This is a genomic window from Ruegeria sp. CG4 (genome assembly GCF_056537185.1).
In genome coordinates this window covers 15,225-33,890 of the sequence record NZ_JBQFRB010000013.1, presented here as the reverse complement: position 1 = coordinate 33,890, position 18,666 = coordinate 15,225, and the positions used below count along the sequence as shown (strand labels likewise).

Below are 18,666 nucleotides of genomic sequence, written 5' to 3'. Positions count from 1 at the left end.
CATTAACCGAACGGTTGGTCAATAAATAACCGAGTTGCGAATCTGAACCGAACTGGGAGCCGGCATGACGCAATCCCCGCTGGTCAAAGTGGATCTGGAAGGCGACATCGCCTGGGTCACGGTGAACAATCCGCCGGTGAATGCGACGTCGTTGCAGGTGCGCCAGGGGCTGGCGGATGCGGTTGATGCCGTCAAGGATGCCCGGGTTGCCGTTCTGCGCTGCGCCGGTTCGACCTTCATTGCCGGTGGCGACATGTCGGAATTCGACAGTGCGCCTGTTGAACCTCACCTACCTGATGTCGTGCAGATGATCGAAGACAGCCCGGTACCGTTTGTCGCCCAGTTGCATGGCAACGTGTTGGGCGGTGGCTTCGAGATTGCCATGGGCTGTGCCTGGCGGATCGCTGCGCCGGGCACACGGTTTGGGCTGCCCGAGGTCAATGTAGGGCTGATCCCCGGTGCCGGAGGTACACAACGACTGCCACGCCTTGCCGGGATGGACGTTGCAATTGATATGGCCTGTTCGGGAAAGCTGCTGACAGCCGAAGTCCTGCAAGAGCTTGGGGGTGTCGATTTGGTCGCTGAAAACATCGACCTGGCGGTCAGAGAGTTTGTCGCGGATCTTCCTTCGCGGCCTGTTCCCGTCAGTCAGCGGAAAGTGCAAGACATAGCGCCCGATCTTTTTGAAGTGTCGCGAGAGGTGCTGAAAAAACGTGCCAAAGGTCAGCAATCCCCGCTGGAGAACCTGACGTCGCTGTCATGGGCGCTGGAACCATTTTCGAAAGGCCAGCCGAAAGAGCGGGCGCGTCACCTGGAACTGAGACAAACCCCGGAAAGCCGTGCATTGCGTCATGCTTTTTTTGCGGAGCGGACAGTGACCAAGCCATCGGCAATTCAGGGTGCCTCACCCCGCGCGATTAACAGAATCGCTGTGGTCGGCGGCGGGCTTATGGGGGCCGGGATCGCCACGGCCGCGCTGAACGGTGGTCTTGCTGTAACCCTGATCGAACGTGATGCCGAGGCGGCGACAGCGGCGGAGGCGCGCGTTTCAGAGCTTTTGAACGGGGCGGTAAAGCGCGGCAGAATGACCGAAGAGCAGATGCAGGATCGGTTGTCGGCCTTCAGCGCCGTGGACGATTATTCTGGCGCCGCAGACGCGGATCTGGCGATCGAGGCGGTATTCGAAGATCTGAGCGTCAAGCGCACGGTTTTTGCAGACCTTTCCGCCCACATGAACCCGGACGCCATTTTGGCCACCAACACGTCTTATCTTGATCCTGTCGACATATTCGAAGGGGTGCAAAACCCCGCCCGTTGTCTGGGGCTGCATTTCTTCAGCCCGGCACATGTCATGAAACTGCTTGAGATCGTGAAAACCCCTCACACCAGTGCCGAGGTAATCGCGACAGGTTTTACTTTGGGCAAGACGTTGCGCAAGGTTCCGGTCCTGTCGGGAATATGTGACGGATTTATCGGCAACCGAATGCTGGCCGCATACAGGCGCGAGGCGGATTACCTGCTGGCCGATGGTGCCATGCCGTATCAGATTGACGCCGCGATGCGCGCTTTTGGAATGCCGATGGGGCCATATGAATTGCAAGACCTGACCGGGTTGCAGATCGCCTGGGCCAACAGAAAACGCAACGCGGTCACGCGTGATCCGCAGGAGCGGTACGTCACCATCGCCGATCAGCTTTGCGTGTTGGAGCGTTTTGGGCAGCGCAGCGGTAAAGGCTGGTATCGTTACGAAGACGGCAACCGCGCACCGATCCGCGACCCCGAGGTCGAGGCGCTGATCAAAACATATTCTGCCGAGCAGGGCATTACACGCCGGGAGTTTTCGGCTGAGGAAATCACCTCCCGTATTCTGGCCGTTCTCGCCAACGAAGGGGCGCTGATTGTCAGGGAAGGTATCGCCGAAACCACGGATGCCGTCGATATGGTTCAGATCCATGGCTATGGTTTCCCACGCTGGCGCGGCGGCCCGATGCAATACGCGACTGAGGTGGGATGGAAAAAAACGTTGGAAGCCATGCAGTTGGTGGCGTCCGAAAGCCCCGCGTCCTGGAAGTTGGCGGCGGTGCCCGAAAGCTCTAAACCCGTTGATGGTTACAAAAAGGACCATTAACGCATTCTTAACTCATGTTTCACTGGGAGGAGACAGATCCATGAAGTTCACTAAGTTGAGTACCCTTCTTGCCTCGGCCGCGCTGGCCGTTTCGGGTACTGTGGCGCTGGCGGCGGATTACACGCTGACCATTTCCAGCTGGGCCCCGCCGACCCATGGCATCAACGCAATGATGTGGCCGAAATTCACCGAAATGGTCGAAGAAGCCACGGATGGTAAAGTCACCGCCGAGCTGAAACTTGGCCTTGCACCTCCGCCCGCGCAAATGGACCTGATCATGGATGGCGCAGCAGATGCCTCGATCATTTTCCACGGCTACCAGCCGGGTCGCTTCGTCACTACAAAGATGATCGAACTGCCCGGGTACGAAGGATCGGCCGAGGCCGCATCGGTCGCCTATTGGCGCGCCTATGAGAAGTACCTGAAAGCGGCCGACGAGCATCGCGGGGTCAAGCTGATCGCGCTGCACACGCACGGTCCGGCGCAGCTGCATTCAAGCGCTCCGGTGACATCGCTGGATCAGGTCTCGGGGCTGAAGGTACGTATCCCCGGTGGTGTGGGTGGCGACGTTGGAACGGCGCTGGGCGCAACCGGCATTCAGGTTCCGGCCCCCAAGGTCTATGAAACGCTCGCGTCCAAAGCGGCGGATGGCGTTGTCATGCCGTTTGAATCCCGCAAAGGCTTCAAGCTGACCGAGGTCGCACAGAACGTTTACGAAGTGCCCGGCGGGCTCTATCGCGGCTCGTTTGCGTTCATTATGAACGAAGATACGTTTGCCGACTTGCCCGAAGATCTGCAGAAGGCACTGGAAGAGAAAGTCTTTGGCGAGCCGCTGAGCCGTGAGATCGGCAAGATCTGGGACCAGATCGACGCCATCGGGCGCGAAGCGACCGAGGCGGCGGATGGCAACAGCATCAACGCCGCGTCCGCAGAAGATCTTGAACAGTTCAATCAGATTGCGGCCGACGTTCGAAGCAAGGTGATTGGCGAAGTCAATGAAACCGGTATCGACGCGCAGGCAACCTATGACCTGATCGTGCAAGAAATGGCGGCTCAGTAAGGCTGCCCGGCTGGTGGGGTTTCCCACCAGCCATTTTTTTACCGGCAAGAGACATAATCATGCGAAACCTCGTGATCTGGGCGCGGCGCGCCAGTTTTTTTCCGACGCTGCTGGCCTGTGTGGCCCTGTTCATCCTGATGGTGATGACATTCTGCGATGTCATCCTGCGCTCGGTTTTCAATGCTCCGATCGAGGCTGCGACCGAACTGACCCGGATTTTGATGGCCATTCTCGTGTTTTCAGTCCTGCCCATGATTTCCGCGGGAAAAGGCCAGATCGCGGTCGATCTGACAGACGGTCTGTTTTCCCGTCTTCGCCTTAGCCGGGCCCGTGACGCTGTGGTTTACCTGGCATCGGGGATCATGCTGATCTGGCCAATCAACAGGGTCTGGATCCTGTCCGAGCGCGCGCGCGACTACGGGGACGTCACAGAATACCTGTCGATCCCGGTCTTCTATGTCGGCTGGTTCATCACCTTCTTCACCGTTATTGCTGCCATCGCGATGGTGATTACCGGTCTGATGTACATCTTTGCACCCCACGCCCTGTCGGAGCAGACCCAATGACCGCAGCCCTGATCGGTTTCGCACTGGTACTGGTTCTGGTGCTGCTTCGTTTGCCCATTGTCTTTGCGATGGGTTTGGTTGGCACGTTTGGCTTCGCCTACGAACGAGGCGGCGCGATTTTTTCGGAACGGGGGCTCAAGGCCGCCATGTCGATGGTGGGCCGCCAGATCACGGACACCGCGCAGGACTATGGCCTGTCGGTTGTGCCGCTGTTCATCCTGATGGGCCTGTTCGTCAATAAAGGCGGATTGGCGCGTGAACTTTACGCGGTTTCGAACGCTTTCCTGGGGCATTTTCGGGGCGGTATCGCGATGGCGACCGTCGCCGCCTGCGGTGGTTTTTCGGCAATCTGCGGGTCGTCTCTGGCCACGGCTGCTACAATGTCCAAGGTTGCGATGCCCGAAATGCGGCGCTATCGCTATTCGGACGAGTTGTCGACCGCCTCGATTGCGGCAGGCGGGACGCTGGGCATTCTGATACCGCCTTCGGTCATTCTGGTGATCTATGGCCTGCTGACCGAAACCTCGATCGGGAAGCTGTTTGTCGCCGGGATATTGCCGGGGATGATGGGCATCCTGTTCTACCTGTTCGCGGTGCGCTGGACCGTCTGGCGCAAGCCTGATTCAGGCCCTGCCGGTGAACGCCACGGCTGGGGCGAGCGTCTGACGGCGCTGCGATCCGTCTGGGCCGTGCTTTTGTTGTTCTTCCTGGTTATCGGGGGCCTCTACGGCGCGTTTGATTTTCACCCGCTGAACCTGACCTTCAGCCCGACCGAAGCGGCGGGTATGGGTGCGATGGGCGCGTTCCTGATCGCCCTGTCGCGCGGCGGCCTGACGCTGAGTTCGACATTCGAGGTGCTGAAGGAGACGTCATATACAGCCGCGGCCTTGTTCTCGGTGCTGATTGGGGCGCAGATCTTTTCGAATTTCATCAACCTGGCTGGTTTGCCCGAAGCGTTGATTGCGCTGGTCACGGCGTATGAAGTGTCGCCTTTCGTGGTGATCCTGATGATCCTGGGCATCTACATCATCCTTGGCTGCGTTTTTGAATCGCTTTCGATGCTGCTGCTGACGGTGCCGATCTTTTTCCCGCTGGTCACGTCGCTGGGCTATGACCCGATCTGGTTCGGTATCGTCGTGGTCGTTGTGACCGAGATCAGCTTGATAACTCCGCCCGTCGGTCTGAACGTGTTCATCCTGAAAGGCGTGGTGGGCGATGTGTCGACCGGAACGATCTTCCGGGGCGTGACACCATTCTGGGTTGCCGACATCTTCCGCCTGGCGTTGATCGTTCTGGTGCCTTGGCTGGTGCTGGTCCTGCCCGAGCAGATGGGCGCGATGGGGCACTGATGTTCGCGCTGACCGCACTTCCCGAGGGGTTCCATCAGGACCCGTATCCGACCTACGCCGCTTTGCGCGAGGATGCGCCCGTTTGTCTGCAGCCGGATGGCAGCGTGATCCTGTCCAGATACGAAGATCTGGATCTGGTGTATCGCGATACACGCCGTTTCATTTCGGACAAGAAGGCGGTTTTTGGCCCGAAATACGGGGTCGATAGCGCATTATACGAACACCACACCACCAGTCTGGTGTTCAACGATCCGCCGTTGCACACCCGTGTGCGCAAGGTGATGGTCGGCGCGCTGAACCCCCGCGCGCTGGCGCAGATGGAGCCGGGTCTGGTCGAACTGGTTGATCGCCTGCTGGACGAGATGCAGGCCAAGGGCCAAGTCGAACTGATCGAAGATTTTGCCGGCGCCATTCCCATCGAGATCATCGGAAATCTTCTGGGCATTCCCCGTGACGAGCGTGAGCCTTTGCGGGACTGGTCGCTCGCGATACTTGGGGCGCTTGAGCCCAAGCTGACGCCCGAGCAGGAGGAGCAGGGCAATCGCGCTGTCGCCGATTTCGTCGAATACCTGCGCCGGATCATCGACGGCCGCCGCGCCAGTCCGGGCGACCCGGAAACAGACGTCCTGACCCGGCTGATGCAAGGTGATGTGGACGAACGGTTGACCGAAGTTGAGCTGTATCAGAATTGTATCTTCATTCTGAATGCCGGTCACGAAACCACCACAAATCTGATCGGTAACGCGCTTGATCTGTTGCACAGGCACCCGGATAAACGGGCTGAACTTCGGACCAGACCCGACCTGATCACGACGGCGGTGGACGAATTCCTGCGGCTGGAAAGCCCCAACCAGTTCGGCAATCGCCTGACCACCGAGGCAGTTGAATTCCATGGTCACATGATCCCGGCGGGTACGGATATTCACCTCTGTATTGGTGCTGCCAACCGTGATCCGCGCCAGTTTGACGACCCCGATACCGTGAAACTGGATCGCCGTCCCAACAAACATCACGCCTTTGCCGGCGGACCGCATACCTGCGTCGGGCTGACTCTGGCGCGAATGGAAGGGCGTGTTGCCGTTGGCCGTTTTCTCGAGCGCTTTCCCGATTTTGAGTTGCAGGAGGGTGCGCAAAGAGGAAATCGCATCAGGTTTCGCGGCTTTGCCCGTCTGCCAGCTCGGGTGGCATAGATGCGGCATGGATAGGCATTTTTGCTGTTTTATATTTGACCGACCGATCGGTTAATAATAGTTTGATCCGAACGACCCGGCCAAATTCGCCGACCGGATGCCAAGGATGAGGAGGCACATATGACCATCCAACAGATTTCCAGCTTTGCCGCCGGTGAATGGATTGCGCCGGGTGAAGGCGCCCGTTCCATCGCCAGTGCAGTCACCGGAGACGTAATCGCGACCGCGGGTAACAACGCGCTGGACGTGCAGGCAATGCTGGACCACGCGCGGGATTTAGGCGGGCCTGCCTTGCGCAGGATGACATTCCACGAGCGGGCAAAGATGCTGAAGGCGCTGGCCATGCATCTGGGGCAGCACAAACAGGCACTGTATGATCTGTCTTTCGATACAGGCGCGACTCAATCCGACCACCTGATCGACATCGATGGCGGCATCGGCACGACTTTTGTCTATGCGTCCAAGGGGCGTCGCGAGATGCCTGACGGGCATGTCTTCCTGGACGGCGAGGTCGAGCAATTGTCGCGCAACGGAACGTTCCTGGGCCAGCATGTCTGCACCCCGTTGCAGGGCGTCGCGGTGCATATCAACGCATTCAACTTCCCGGTCTGGGGCATGTTGGAAAAACTGGCGCCAACGTTGTTGGCCGGGGTTCCGGCGATTGTAAAACCGGCCACCAACTCCTGCTACGTGACGGAGTTGTGCGTGCGCATCATGCTGGATTCAGGCATCTTGCCCACGGGTGCCTTGCAGTTGGTGACTGGCGGACTGGGCGATATGCTCGACCGGCTGGGAATGCAGGACGTGGTCAGCTTTACCGGCTCGGCCGAAACGGCGCTGAAACTGCGTGCCAATCCGGTGATCCTTGAAAACTCGGTGCGGTTTGTGGCGGAACAGGACAGCCTGAATGCCTCGGTTCTGGGGCCGGACGCGGAACCCGGAACGCCCGAGTTCGACCTGTTCATCAAGGAAGTTCAGCGCGAAATGACAACCAAGGCGGGGCAGAAATGTACGGCCATCCGCCGTATCATCGCGCCGGAAACCCATGTTCAGGCTGTGATCGATGCGCTTTCGGACAGATTGGCAAAGACGGTCGTCGGCAATCCGAGGCTTGAAACCACCCGCATGGGCGCGCTCGTATCACAAGGCCAGAGGCGCGATGTTCTGGAAAAAGCCGCGATCATCGGGCAGGAGGCCGAGCGGGTTTTCGGCAATCCTGAAGACTTCGCCATTGACGGTGCGGATGCCGAAAAGGGCGCCTTTGTTCCACCGATGCTGTTCCATTGCGCCAGCCCTGATACGGCCCGGCGCGTGCACGATACCGAGGCCTTCGGCCCGGTCAGCACCATCATGGGTTATCGTGATCTGGACCATGCGGTTGAATTGGCGAACAAGGGGCAGGGTTCACTGGTGGCGTCCGTGATCACCCGCGACCCATCCGTCGCGCGCGAGATTGTCATGGGGGCCGGGGCCTATCACGGGCGTTTGTATTTCAACAACCGGGATTCGATGAAGGAAGCGACGGGCCACGGGTCTCCGTTGCCGCACATGGTCCACGGCGGCCCCGGTCGCGCCGGAGGCGGCGAAGAGATGGGTGGTGTGCGAGGGGTGCAGCATTACATGCAGCGCACGGCAATTCAGGGCTCGCCCGATATCCTGACCGCGATCGGCGACAGGTGGGTTTCCGGTGCGACCGAGATCAAAGGCCCGGCGCATCCTTTTACCCGCCGGTATCACGATCTGGCGATTGGCGAGACCATTCATACGGCACCGCGCACCATCACCATGGACGATATCGAGCATTTCGCGCATTTCACGGGCGACACTTTCTACGCCCATATGGATCAGGCCGCGGCCGAGCGGAACCCGTTCTTCCCTGGTCGTGTGGCGCATGGTTATTTGTTGCTTTCGTTTGCGGCGGGTCTGTTTGTGGAACCCAACGAAGGTCCGGTTCTGGCCAATACCGGGCTGGACAATCTGCGTTTCATGAAGCCGGTGGAAGCAGGCGATGCGATCAAGGTGCGGTTGACTGTCATGAAGAAGACCGGGCGCAATGATGAATACGGAGAAGTGCGCTGGCACGTGTCGCTGACCAACCAGGATGGTGATCTGGTGGCGGAATATGAATTGCTGACAATGGTAGCCTACTGAAGCAGGTCGGATGGCAATTTCCTTTGGCCGGGCTATACTTAGGCAATGAAGGATCCGCATTCTGACTGGTTCGAAACCTGTATTGCCCAGCTGACGGCGTCCGGCACGCAGCGGGTCTGGTCGGTGCTGGTATCGATTTTTGGCGATCTGGCCCAGAACGAGACCGATCAGATCAGCGGTGCCCTTATCACCCGGCTGACCGGGCTTGCCGGGATAAAGTCAGAAGCGACCCGCGTTGCTTTGCACCGACTGCGCAAGGAGGGCTGGATCGAAAGCACCCGGAGCGGGCGCAACAGCACGCACAGCCTGACGGCGTTCGGGCGCGCTCAAAGCGCCGCAGCGGTGCCGCGCATCTACGCCCGCGAAACCGTGCGCCCGGAAACCTGGCATGTCCTTATCGCGGACAGTTCGGACGGGTCCCGGCAGGAACTGGCCGATCTGCTGCTGACCGGTGACTACATTCCACTGAGCAGCACGGCAGCGATGGCTCCCGGTGAGGCTCCGGAAGGTATCGAAGACCTGTTTATTGTTCAAAGGGGCGACCTCTCGGTTCCCCGCTGGCTGCGCGAACGTTGCGGACCAGATGCGCTGAACGAAGGATATAAACAGCTTCTGACCCGATTGCGGGCGGTTCAGGAGAGCATTCCGGCCTCGGGTGTCGGCGATCCGTTCCAGGCGGCGGTGCTGCGGGTCCTGATCGTTCACAGCTGGCGCCGCATCGTTTTGCGGCACCCGGATTTGCCGTCAGAGTTTCTGCCCGAGGCGTGGAAGGGTCCGGCCTGCCGAAAGGTTGTTTTCCAGATCCTCGACAGGTTGCCGCGCCCTTCGATCGAGGCGCTTGAATCCGCTTTGACCGGATAGTGATCGCGGTATTTCCCGGTGGCGAAGGTCGGTGTGTCGAACAATAAGTTACATTGATTCAGAAATGGCAAAAAAGCCGTAACATATTTCTTGCTTCGAATCATCGCGACCCGTATTAACCGACCATACGGTTGGTATTTCCGGCCGTTGCGACAGGAGGCCTTTGATGGACGCATTCATTTGTGACGCGACACGTACCCCGATTGGCCGGTACGGTGGCGCGTTGTCTTCGGTCAGAACAGATGACCTTGCGGCGGTGCCGATCGCTGCACTGATGGCCCGGAATCCGCAGGTGGACTGGGCCAGTGTGGATGACGTGATCTTTGGCGATGCCAATCAGGCCGGTGAAAGCAACAGGAATGTGGCGCGTATGGCGGCGCTGCTGGCCGGTTTGCCGGTTGATGTTCCGGGAACCACCGTGAACCGGCTGTGCGCCAGCGGCATGGACGCGGTGGGCATGGCCGCGCGTGGAATCCGGGCCGGCGACTTCGATCTGGCAATTGCGGGCGGCGTGGAAAGCATGAGCCGCGCGCCCTTCGTCATGCCCAAGGCCACCAGCGCCTTTAGCCGCGCTAATGCGGTTTATGACACAACGATTGGCTGGCGGTTCGTAAACCCGAAGATGAAAGACATGTACGGCGTGGACAGCATGCCGCAAACGGCTGATAACGTGGCCGAAGACTATGGCGTAAGCCGTCAGGATCAGGACGACTTCGCGGCCCGCAGCCAGGCTCGCTGGCAAGCAGCGCATGAGGCGGGGATTTTCCGGGATGAGATCACCCCGGTCTCGGTCCCGCAGCGCAAGGGCGATCCGGTTGTCGTGGATACGGACGAACATCCCCGCCCCGGAACCGATGCTGCGAAGCTGGCCGGATTGAAAGGTGTGAATGGCCCCGACAAAACCGTGACCGCGGGTAATGCCTCGGGTGTGAACGATGGCGCAGCGGCGCTGCTTCTGGCCAGCGAGGTGGCAGCGCACAAGAACAGCCTGACACCGATGGCGCGCGTGGTGGGAATGTCCGCTACGGGTGTCGAGCCGCGCGTCATGGGCATCGGCCCGGTATCGGCCAGCCGCAAGGTGCTGGCCCGCGCCGGTCTGAGTATCGATCAGATGGATGTGATAGAATTGAACGAGGCGTTTGCGGCTCAGGGTCTTGCCACGCTGCGCGAGCTTGGTGTTGCCGATGATGCACCGCACGTGAATGCCAATGGCGGTGCCATTGCAATGGGTCATCCGCTGGGCATGTCGGGGGCCCGCATCGTGCTGACCGCGGCTTATCAACTGCAACGCTCGGGCGGGCGCTATGCGCTTTGCACCATGTGCGTCGGCGTGGGTCAGGGCGTCGCCCTGATCCTTGAACGCGTCTAAGGGAGGAGACCCCAGATGTATGCTCAACTTGTGAAAACGGCCGGAACCGGCGTCAAATCCAAAGACGAGATGACGGATCAGGAGCGCGAGTTTCAGGACAAGATCGACCGCGATATCAAGGTCGAACCAAGGGATTGGATGCCGGATGATTACCGGGCGACCCTGATCCGCCAGATCGGCCAGCATGCGCATTCAGAAATCGTCGGCCAGCTTCCCGAAGGCAACTGGATCACCCGTGCGCCCACACTGGAACGCAAGGCGATCCTGCTGGCCAAAGTGCAGGATGAGGCCGGGCATGGTCTGTATCTTTACTGTGCGGCGGAAACGCTTGGGGTCAGCCGCGACGAGATCACCGAAATGTTGCTGGACGGGCGCATGAAGTATTCGTCGATCTTCAACTATCCGACCCTGAACTGGGCGGATATCGGTGCCGTCGGCTGGCTGGTGGATGGTGCGGCGATCATGAATCAGGTGCCGTTGCAGCGCACATCGTACGGGCCGTACTCGCGTGCGATGATCCGCATTTGCAAAGAAGAGAGTTTTCATCAACGGCAGGGTTATGACGCCATCCGCAAGATGGCTGAAGGTACGCCCGAGCAGAAGAAAATGGCGCAGGACGCGCTGAACCGGCTGTGGTTCCCGTCTTTGATGATGTTCGGCCCCTCCGACAAGGATTCGGTGCACTCGGCGCAGTCGATGGCGTGGAAGATCAAAATCAACACCAATGACGAGCTGCGCCAGAAGTTCGTGGACCAGACGGTTCCGCAGATCGAGTTCCTTGGCCTCGATTTGCCGGATCCCAGCATCAAATGGAACGAAGAGCGCGGCCACTACGATTATACCGACCCGGACTGGTCCGAGTTCTTCAACGTCATCAAGGGCAATGGTCCGTGCAACGTGGACAGGCTGGCTGCGCGCAACAAGGCGTGGGACGACGGCGCGTGGGTGCGCGACGGCTTGCTGGAACATGCCCGCAAGAAAGCCGCCCGCAAGCACGCGGCAGAGTAATCAGGAGGTTCCGCTATGAAAAATGAATGGCCCCTTTGGGAAATCTTCATCCGCGGCCAGCATGGGCTGAGCCACCGGCATGTTGGTTCGCTACATGCACCGGATGCCGAAATGGCGATCAAGAACGCGCGCGATGTCTATACGCGCCGCAACGAAGGCGTGTCGATCTGGGTGGTTGAAGCCCGGCACATCGCGGCCACCGCACCCGGCGAGAAAGGCCCCCTGTTCGAACCGTCCGAGAGCAAGGTCTACCGCCACCCGACCTTTTATGACATCCCGGACGAAGTGGGGCATATGTGATGGCAGAAGTCGACAAACAGGCCCTGCTGCAGTTCCTGCTGCGGATGGGCGACAACACTTTGGTCCTCGGGCACAGGGTGTCCGAATGGTGCGGTCACGCGCCCGTGCTGGAAGAGGACATCGCGCTTGCCAATACGGCGCTGGACCTGATCGGTCAGACGCAGCTCTGGCTGGGTTATGCGGCCGAAGTTGAGGGCGAAGGCAAGTCGGCGGACGATCTGGCCTTTCTCCGCGACGTCTGGGATTTTCGCAACGTTCTGCTGGTCGAGATGCCCAATGGTGATTTCGGTCAGACCCTGATGCGTCAGTTTCTGTTCGATGCGTGGCATTCCATCATGCTGGGCCGACTGATCAGATCGTCGGATCGGACTGTGGCCGAGATCGCTGAAAAGGTCAGCAAAGAAGTGGCGTATCACCTGGAAAGATCTGCCGACACGGTTGTCGGTCTGGGAGACGGAACCGAGGAAAGCCATAACCGGATGCAGGCCGCCCTGAACTACCTTTGGCCCTATGTCGGAGAGATGTTTGAAGGCGACGCGGTCGATGAGGCCATGGTTACGGCCGGTATCTCGAGCGACCCCGGCCAGTTGCGTGAAGAATACGATACGCTGGTGGGCCGGGTCCTTTCCGAGGCGACGCTGATCATTCCCGAAAGCCGCTTTGCCCATAAGGGTGGTCGCACCGGCCAGATGCATACCGAACATCTGGGCCATCTGCTGTGCACGATGCAGTGGCTGCCGCGTGCCTATCCCGGTTGCCGGTGGTGACAGTGATGGCGCGGCCCTCCGTCGGTGAAATCTGGCAGTGGCTGGACCATGTGCCCGATCCGGAAATCCCCGTGATCTCTCTGGTGGATCTGGGGATCATCCGCGACGTCGCGTGGGAAGATGATCTTTTGGTTGTCACCGTCACACCAACCTATTCGGGTTGCCCGGCGACCAGCGTCATCAATCTGGATATCCAGACGGCGCTGCGCGAAAAGGGGATCGACAGGCTTGAACTGCGCCGTCAGCTTTCACCTGCATGGACCACCGACTGGCTGTCGGACAAGGGGCGCGTGCGTCTGGAAGAGTTCGGCATCGCACCGCCGCAACCGGCAGGCGGACCCGAACGCTGTCCGCGTTGTGGTGGCAACCATCTCGAAAAACTCAGCCAGTTCGGCTCGACCCCCTGCAAGGCGCAGTGGCGGTGTTGCGACTGCCTGGAACCGTTCGACTATTTCAAGTGCATCTGAGGGAGGAACCCATGGCGCGCTTTCATGATCTTGAAGTCACAGACATCCGCAAAACGATCCGCGATGCAGTGGTCGTGACGCTGAAGCCCGAGAATGGTGCGGCTGCCGAGTTCGACTTTACGCAAGGCCAGTACCTGACATTTCGCCGCGACTTTGACGGTGAGGAACTGCGCCGATCCTATTCGATCTGTGCGGGCAAGGATGACGGTGTCCTGCAGGTCGGCATCAAGCGGGTCGATGGCGGCGCGTTTTCGACTTGGGCCAACGAAGACCTGAAGGTGGGGGATACCATTCAGGTGATGCCTCCGATGGGTGGGTTCTTTACCGAACTGGATGCCGGAAACGAGAAGCAGTATCTGGGTTTCGCGGGCGGGTCCGGCATTACCCCGGTGCTGTCGATCCTGAAAACCACCCTGTCACGTGAACCCAATTCCAGTTTCACGCTTGTTTACGCCAACAAGAGCGTGAACTCGATCATGTTCCGCGAGGAGCTTGAGGACCTTAAGAATAGCTTTATGGGACGTTTCAACGTCATCCATGTGCTCGAAACGGATGCCCAGGAAATCGATCTGTTCACCGGAATGGTGACGGAAGAGAAATGCGCGCAACTATTCAAAACCGGTTGGATCGACATCGAAAATGTCGATACCGCATTCATTTGCGGCCCCGAGCCGATGATGTTGGGCATAGCCCGTGCATTGCGTGATCATGGACTGGATGACGGTCAGATCAAATTCGAACTTTTCGCCAGCGCCCAGCCCGGTCGGTTGAAGCGCAAGGCCAAGGCCAAGGATGCCGCCAGCAGCGCCAATACGGCAAAGGCCTCCATCACGCTGGACGGCGCAACCCAGACCATCGATATGCCCAAGGACACGACGCTGCTGGACGCGGCTTTGCAGAACGCGATGGATGCGCCCTATGCTTGCAAGGCCGGGGTCTGTTCGACCTGCCGCTGCAAAGTGATTGAGGGCGAGGTGGAGATGGTGACCAACCATGCGCTGGAGGATTATGAGGTCGAGAAGGGCTATGTTCTGTCCTGTCAGTCCTTTCCACTGACCGACACTGTCGTCGTCGATTATGATCAATAAAGAAGGGGACCTGTCATGCCGGATGATATGAGCATTGAAAGCTACCTTGCGCAGGGTGGGGTGCTGACAAACCCTTCGAACGTGCCTTCGCGGTATCGCGCCGAACTGATGAAGCTGATGGCGACCTTTGTGGACAGCGAGCTGGCCGGTGCCGCCGGGTTTGCCGACGTCATTAACACCGGCCCGGGCATCAAGGAACGTATTGCCGCCGCCAAGATCGTGTTGGAGAAAACCGATAACGCCGATCGTGTCCTGACCATCATGGGTGAGTTCGGTGTCAATACGAAACGCTACGCGACGCACCACCCCTGGGCTGCGCGGCTGGACCGTTCAGCCGATATTGGCGCGACCCGCAACGAACATGATATGCGACTTGCCGTCTTCAATTATCCGCTTGAAGGGTGGACGGACGCAGTGGTCATGAACCTGATCATGGGGTGCGCTGTCGGCGTGCAACTGGCCGAATTCAGCAGTGTCTCATATCAACCTCTGGCCGAAGCCTTTCGTGCAATCGCACCGGTTGAGGCGCGCCACGCCGAGCTGGCCGAGGAAGGTGTGGCCAGACTGGCAGAGGATGGTGATACGGCCGCGATTCAGGCGTCGGTCAACTACTGGTGGCCACGCGTCGCCGTTTCCTTCGGGGGGGATGACCCGGCGCGGCTGAAAGAGCTTCAGGCGCTGGGGCTGCGCCGCACCGGGAATGCCGAACTGCGCGATCGCTGGATTGCCGCGACCTCGGCCATTCTTGACAAATACGGGCTGGACGTTCCGAGATAGCTGAGAACAAAGGCCGCCTGTTATGCAAAAACAGGCGGCCTTTTTGCCACGTTATTTGTTCAGTTCTTTGGCATGCAGCCAGTCGGCGTGTTTCGGGGCCTTCTTGGTCTTTGACCATTCATCCAGCATCAGCCATTTGACCTCATCCATGCGCTTGAGCATCGCCTCTTCCTCGGGATCGGGGCAGGCCAGTTCGACCCGGTGCCCGTTGGGGTCGAAGAAGTAGATCGAGTGAAAGATGGAGTGGTCGGTGACGCCCAGAACCTCGACACCGTTGGCTTCCAGATGGTCTTTGAACTGCAGCAGCGTCTCGCGGTCTTTCACCTTGAAGGCGATGTGTTGTACCCAGATCGGCGTGTTGGGATCGCGCCCCATTTCGGGCTTGGTCGGCAGCTCAAAAAAGGCCAGAACGTTGCCGTCACCCGCATCCAGAAACAGATGCATATAGGGATCAGGCTCGTGGGTCGATGGTACGTGATCCTCGGCAATGGCCAGGATGAAATCCATGTTCAGCATCTTGCCGTACCATTCGACGGTTTCCTTGGCGTCCTTGCAGCGATAGGCGACGTGGTGGATTTTCTCGATTTTCACGTGTTGTCCTCCTGTTGAAGCGACGCGGCGCGCAGGGCTTGTCGCAGCACGTCGTTGTCCCCGATATGGTTGGCCAGAACCAGCACCAGGCGCGCGTTCAGCGCGTCCCCCTGTGCCTTGTCCAGCCCTTCATGTGCATCCAGCAGATCGGCGTAGAACCCATCGGTATTGTCGAAATTTGGTGTGAGGATCAGATCGGCCATGGCGATTACTCCTTACCTGTGGCGCGGCGGACCGCATGCCGGAATGCGTTTTCTTCGTAGGTGTCGCGTCGCGCCGCCACATGCTGATCCGGTCGGATCAGATAGACCCCCTGCGGCGCATCACCCAGATAGCGGCGTTTCAGGGCCATTGTCCGGTCGTCCTTGATCGACAGGGCCAGGCGCGAAACCGTGATGCCGTCCACCTCGATCTCATCCGGGGCATCGGCATCAATGGTCATCAGGGTGAACTTCCCGGCCAGTTTCGGCAGCAGGAAGCCGTCCCCCAATGGCGCATCTGGGCAGGGCGAGCCCGGACGGGTCGAAGCCGGCCCGTTCAGCGCATCCGCCGAATTCAGGGGCGAGCCATCATAGGTGCAGGGAACGCTCAACCGACCGGAGTTCACCATCGGACGGGCGAATTCATAATGTTCGCTCAGATCCAGCACCGCGTCGCGCATGATGCGGGACATCTGGGATTTCGGTGTGATGAAATCCGTGGACCTGGTCGAGTTCAGGATATTCTCATCCGCCCCGTGGATACGTTCGATATCATAGCTGTCCAGAAGCGTTTCCGGGGCCAGACCGTCGATCACCAGCTTCAGTTTCCAGCACAGGTTGTCCGTGTCCTGCAGGCCCGAGTTGGCACCGCGCGCGCCAAACGGGCTGACCTGATGCGCGCTGTCGCCGGCAAAGATCACCCGGTCATGGCGGAACTGTTCCATCCTGCGGCACTGGAAGGTGTAGATGCTGACCCACTCCAACTCGAACTCGACATCATCGCCCAACATAGCCTTGAGACGCGGGATAACGTTTTCGGGGCGCTTCTCGCGCTCTTTGTCGATGTCCCAGCCCAGTTGCAGGTCGATGCGCCAGACGCCGTCCGGTTGTTTGTGCAGCAACGCGGATTGCCCCTTGTTGAAGGGCGGATCGAACCAGAACCAGCGCTCGGACGGGAAGTCGGCCTCCATGATCACGTCGGCAATCAGGAAGTTGTCCTCGAACACACGACCAACAAAGTCCTTGCCCAACATGGCCCGCATTGGCGATCCGGCCCCGTCGCAGGCGATCACCCAATCTGCTTCTATGGTGTACGAGCCTTCGGGCGTTTCCACCTCAAGCCTGACGTGATCGGGATGGGTGCCGACCGCCTCGACCTTGTTGCGGCCCCGGATCTGGATCGGTGCGCCCTGCGCCTGCATTTCGCGAACCCGTTCGACCAGAAACTGCTCGAAGTAATATTGCTGAAGATTGATGAAAGCCGGGCGCTGATGCCCGTCCTCGGGCAGCAGATCGAAATGATAGACCTGCCGGTCATCGAAGAACACCTTGCCCTTATTCCAGACGACGCCCTTGTCGACCATCGCCTGGCCGCATCCCAGTCGGTCGAGGATTTCCAGCGGACGCTTGGCGAAACAGATGGCCCGGCTGCCAAAGCTGACCTTGTCATTGTCATCCAGCACGACAACCTCGACCCCTTGCTGTGCAAGATCGATGGCAGCGGCCAACCCGACCGGGCCCGCGCCGACAACAATGACCTTGTGACGCACCGGTGTCGGCGCGGTCTGATCCGGGCTGGGCTCGTATGCATAAAGAGGGTCTTCGAAAATCTTGTTCACAGGCTCTCTCCCCAGGTGTTGCGCAACAGGGCGCAGAAATTCGAACCCTGGCGCGCAAGCGCCAGAGCGTCAGGTCAATAGTTTCACCGTCTGATTCGGGTCGCCACGATCTGAATCAAACCGGCCCCAATTCGTCAGCCTTGCAGGGCTTCCCACATTTCAAGATCGCGCTGGGCGGTCCAGATGCGGGGATGGGCGATACCGCGGGCTTCGTCATAGGCGCGGGCGACGTTGAAGGGCAGGCAGTGTTCATAGATCGCGTAATCGGAAAATTTCGGGTCGCATTCGGCGCGCACGGCATCCCATGCCTCTTTCAGCGATCCGCCGCGGGCAGCAATCCTGCGAACAGGCCGGTAGGTGCTGTCTACAAAGTCGCGGGTGTTTTCGATGGCCTTTTCCACCATCTCCTTTCCAACCAGCGCATCGCCGCGCCCCGGTGCGATGGCGTCCACGTCATAGGCCTTGATGTTGTCCAGGGTCTGACCCCAGTCGGCGAAATGCCCGTCGCCGCAATAGCAGGCCGAGTGATATTCGACGATATCGCCGGTGAACATCACGTTCTGATCCGGCACGTGAATGATGGCGTCGCCTGCCGTATGGGCGCGGCCGATCTGTTTGATGTCGACGCGGCGTTTGCCCAGAAACACGGTCATGCTGTCCGAGAAGGTCGTTGTCGGGAAGGTCAGGCCAGGAATGCTCTCATGTCCTTCGAACAGGCGCGGAAAGCGCTGGAATTCACTGTCCCAATCTTCCTGCCCGCGTTCCAGAACCATATTGTAGGCTGCGTTCGACATGATCACCTGCCCGGCGTCAAAGGCGCTGGCACCCAGAACGCGCACGGCGTGATAATGTGTCAGCACCACGTGGCTGATCGGCTTGTCAGTAATGGATCGGACACATTCGATCACCTTGTTTGCCAGACGCGGTGTGGCCTGTGCCTCGACGATCATCACGCTGTCATCGCCGACGATGACGCCGGAATTCGGGTCCCCTTCGGCGGTAAAAGCGTACAGCCCGTCGCCGATTTCATCGAAGGTGATTTTCTTTTCGCTCAGATCGCCCTGCGAGGCGAATGCCTTGGCCATTTCCTGTTCCTTTGACGTTCTGTCATCCGCACAGCAATAACCGCAGCGCGGCGGGTGGGTCCCATAAGTTACGATCCGGGCGGTCAGCCT

The 18,666-nt window shown here is 59.5% G+C and carries 18 protein-coding genes; 14 read left to right on the top strand and 4 right to left on the bottom strand.

The features are described from left to right. Positions 1–64 precede the first annotated feature (64 nt). The 14 genes from ACR0J2_RS22460 (at position 65) to ACR0J2_RS22395 (ending at position 15,081) form a co-directional block, all read left to right on the top strand. On the top strand, positions 65–2,128 hold the full coding sequence (locus ACR0J2_RS22460; protein ID WP_480813920.1) for an FAD-dependent oxidoreductase: 2,064 nt from the start codon (positions 65–67) through the stop codon (positions 2,126–2,128). 40 nt (positions 2,129–2,168) lie between these two features. Next, on the top strand, positions 2,169–3,188 hold the full coding sequence (locus ACR0J2_RS22455) for a TRAP transporter substrate-binding protein (protein ID WP_170616005.1): 1,020 nt from the start codon (positions 2,169–2,171) through the stop codon (positions 3,186–3,188). Between the two features lie 59 nt (positions 3,189–3,247). Continuing rightward, positions 3,248–3,754, top strand: coding sequence for a TRAP transporter small permease (locus tag ACR0J2_RS22450; RefSeq protein WP_170616007.1), 507 nt, complete (start codon positions 3,248–3,250; stop codon positions 3,752–3,754). After that, positions 3,751–5,103, top strand: a complete 1,353-nt coding sequence (locus ACR0J2_RS22445; RefSeq protein ID WP_170616009.1) for a TRAP transporter large permease — start codon at positions 3,751–3,753, stop codon at positions 5,101–5,103. The genes ACR0J2_RS22450 and ACR0J2_RS22445 overlap by 4 nt, the downstream gene beginning before the upstream one ends. After that, entirely contained in the window at positions 5,103–6,293 is a 1,191-nt protein-coding gene (locus ACR0J2_RS22440) for a cytochrome P450 (RefSeq protein WP_480813919.1), read from the top strand. Before ACR0J2_RS22445 ends, ACR0J2_RS22440 begins: the two co-directional genes overlap by 1 nt. A gap of 120 nt (positions 6,294–6,413) precedes the next feature. Then, the gene (gene paaZ / locus ACR0J2_RS22435; protein WP_480813918.1) at positions 6,414–8,444 is read left to right on the top strand and encodes a phenylacetic acid degradation bifunctional protein PaaZ; all 2,031 of its coding nucleotides are present in this window, start codon (positions 6,414–6,416) and stop codon (positions 8,442–8,444) included. Between the two features lie 45 nt (positions 8,445–8,489). Then, positions 8,490–9,305 carry a PaaX family transcriptional regulator C-terminal domain-containing protein gene (locus tag ACR0J2_RS22430; protein WP_480813917.1) on the top strand — a complete coding sequence of 272 codons (816 nt, stop codon included), beginning with the start codon at positions 8,490–8,492 and terminating at the stop codon, positions 9,303–9,305. 166 nt (positions 9,306–9,471) lie between these two features. After that, a complete protein-coding gene (gene pcaF / locus ACR0J2_RS22425) occupies positions 9,472–10,674 on the top strand; it encodes a 3-oxoadipyl-CoA thiolase (protein ID WP_480813916.1) in 1,203 nt (400 codons plus the stop codon). Between the two features lie 15 nt (positions 10,675–10,689). After that, positions 10,690–11,682: a 1,2-phenylacetyl-CoA epoxidase subunit PaaA gene (paaA, locus tag ACR0J2_RS22420; protein WP_480813915.1), complete on the top strand. Its 993-nt coding sequence runs from the start codon at positions 10,690–10,692 to the stop codon at positions 11,680–11,682. 15 nt (positions 11,683–11,697) lie between these two features. Continuing rightward, positions 11,698–11,982 (top strand): 1,2-phenylacetyl-CoA epoxidase subunit PaaB, encoded by a 285-nt coding sequence (gene paaB / locus ACR0J2_RS22415; RefSeq protein ID WP_170616022.1) that lies wholly within the window; start codon positions 11,698–11,700, stop codon positions 11,980–11,982. Next, on the top strand, positions 11,982–12,749 hold the full coding sequence (paaC, locus tag ACR0J2_RS22410) for a 1,2-phenylacetyl-CoA epoxidase subunit PaaC (RefSeq protein WP_480813914.1): 768 nt from the start codon (positions 11,982–11,984) through the stop codon (positions 12,747–12,749). Before paaB ends, paaC begins: the two co-directional genes overlap by 1 nt. A gap of 5 nt (positions 12,750–12,754) precedes the next feature. After that, positions 12,755–13,216, top strand: coding sequence for a 1,2-phenylacetyl-CoA epoxidase subunit PaaD (gene paaD, locus ACR0J2_RS22405; protein ID WP_170616027.1), 462 nt, complete (start codon positions 12,755–12,757; stop codon positions 13,214–13,216). An 11-nt stretch (positions 13,217–13,227) separates the two neighbouring features. After that, positions 13,228–14,304, top strand: coding sequence for a 2Fe-2S iron-sulfur cluster-binding protein (locus ACR0J2_RS22400; RefSeq protein WP_480813913.1), 1,077 nt, complete (start codon positions 13,228–13,230; stop codon positions 14,302–14,304). Positions 14,305–14,319: 15 nt separating this feature from the next. Then, the gene (locus ACR0J2_RS22395; protein ID WP_480813912.1) at positions 14,320–15,081 is read left to right on the top strand and encodes a Phenylacetic acid catabolic protein; all 762 of its coding nucleotides are present in this window, start codon (positions 14,320–14,322) and stop codon (positions 15,079–15,081) included. 51 nt (positions 15,082–15,132) lie between these two features. Here the strand turns inward: ACR0J2_RS22395 and ACR0J2_RS22390 are convergent, their stop codons facing one another. The 4 genes from ACR0J2_RS22390 to ACR0J2_RS22375 all read right to left on the bottom strand — a co-directional run bounded on the left by ACR0J2_RS22390 (position 15,133) and on the right by ACR0J2_RS22375 (position 18,576). Beyond that, entirely contained in the window at positions 15,133–15,672 is a 540-nt protein-coding gene (locus ACR0J2_RS22390) for a VOC family protein (RefSeq protein ID WP_170616033.1), read from the bottom strand. After that, the gene (locus ACR0J2_RS22385; protein WP_170616035.1) at positions 15,669–15,875 is read right to left on the bottom strand and encodes a DUF2783 domain-containing protein; all 207 of its coding nucleotides are present in this window, start codon (positions 15,873–15,875) and stop codon (positions 15,669–15,671) included. The genes ACR0J2_RS22390 and ACR0J2_RS22385 overlap by 4 nt, the downstream gene beginning before the upstream one ends. Positions 15,876–15,880: 5 nt before the next feature. Next, positions 15,881–17,491: an FAD-dependent oxidoreductase gene (locus ACR0J2_RS22380; protein ID WP_480813911.1), complete on the bottom strand. Its 1,611-nt coding sequence runs from the start codon at positions 17,489–17,491 to the stop codon at positions 15,881–15,883. 134 nt (positions 17,492–17,625) lie between these two features. After that, positions 17,626–18,576, bottom strand: a complete 951-nt coding sequence (locus ACR0J2_RS22375) for an MBL fold metallo-hydrolase (protein WP_170616039.1) — start codon at positions 18,574–18,576, stop codon at positions 17,626–17,628. Between the last annotated feature and the right edge of the window lie 90 nt (positions 18,577–18,666).

Excerpts from the sequence above, each read along its gene's own strand:
- ACR0J2_RS22460 (WP_480813920.1), top strand. The coding sequence starts at position 65 with ATGACGCAATCCCCGCTGGTCAAAGTGGATCTGGAAGGCGACATCGCC.
- ACR0J2_RS22455 (WP_170616005.1), top strand. The coding sequence starts at position 2,169 with ATGAAGTTCACTAAGTTGAGTACCCTTCTTGCCTCGGCCGCGCTGGCC.
- ACR0J2_RS22450 (WP_170616007.1), top strand. The coding sequence starts at position 3,248 with ATGCGAAACCTCGTGATCTGGGCGCGGCGCGCCAGTTTTTTTCCGACG.
- ACR0J2_RS22445 (WP_170616009.1), top strand. The coding sequence starts at position 3,751 with ATGACCGCAGCCCTGATCGGTTTCGCACTGGTACTGGTTCTGGTGCTG.
- ACR0J2_RS22440 (WP_480813919.1), top strand. The coding sequence starts at position 5,103 with ATGTTCGCGCTGACCGCACTTCCCGAGGGGTTCCATCAGGACCCGTAT.
- paaZ (WP_480813918.1), top strand. The coding sequence starts at position 6,414 with ATGACCATCCAACAGATTTCCAGCTTTGCCGCCGGTGAATGGATTGCG.
- ACR0J2_RS22430 (WP_480813917.1), top strand. The coding sequence starts at position 8,490 with ATGAAGGATCCGCATTCTGACTGGTTCGAAACCTGTATTGCCCAGCTG.
- pcaF (WP_480813916.1), top strand. The coding sequence starts at position 9,472 with ATGGACGCATTCATTTGTGACGCGACACGTACCCCGATTGGCCGGTAC.
- paaA (WP_480813915.1), top strand. The coding sequence starts at position 10,690 with ATGTATGCTCAACTTGTGAAAACGGCCGGAACCGGCGTCAAATCCAAA.
- paaB (WP_170616022.1), top strand. The coding sequence starts at position 11,698 with ATGAAAAATGAATGGCCCCTTTGGGAAATCTTCATCCGCGGCCAGCAT.
- paaC (WP_480813914.1), top strand. The coding sequence starts at position 11,982 with ATGGCAGAAGTCGACAAACAGGCCCTGCTGCAGTTCCTGCTGCGGATG.
- paaD (WP_170616027.1), top strand. The coding sequence starts at position 12,755 with ATGGCGCGGCCCTCCGTCGGTGAAATCTGGCAGTGGCTGGACCATGTG.
- ACR0J2_RS22400 (WP_480813913.1), top strand. The coding sequence starts at position 13,228 with ATGGCGCGCTTTCATGATCTTGAAGTCACAGACATCCGCAAAACGATC.
- ACR0J2_RS22395 (WP_480813912.1), top strand. The coding sequence starts at position 14,320 with ATGCCGGATGATATGAGCATTGAAAGCTACCTTGCGCAGGGTGGGGTG.
- ACR0J2_RS22385 (WP_170616035.1), bottom strand. The coding sequence starts at position 15,875 with ATGGCCGATCTGATCCTCACACCAAATTTCGACAATACCGATGGGTTC.
- ACR0J2_RS22375 (WP_170616039.1), bottom strand. The coding sequence starts at position 18,576 with ATGGCCAAGGCATTCGCCTCGCAGGGCGATCTGAGCGAAAAGAAAATC.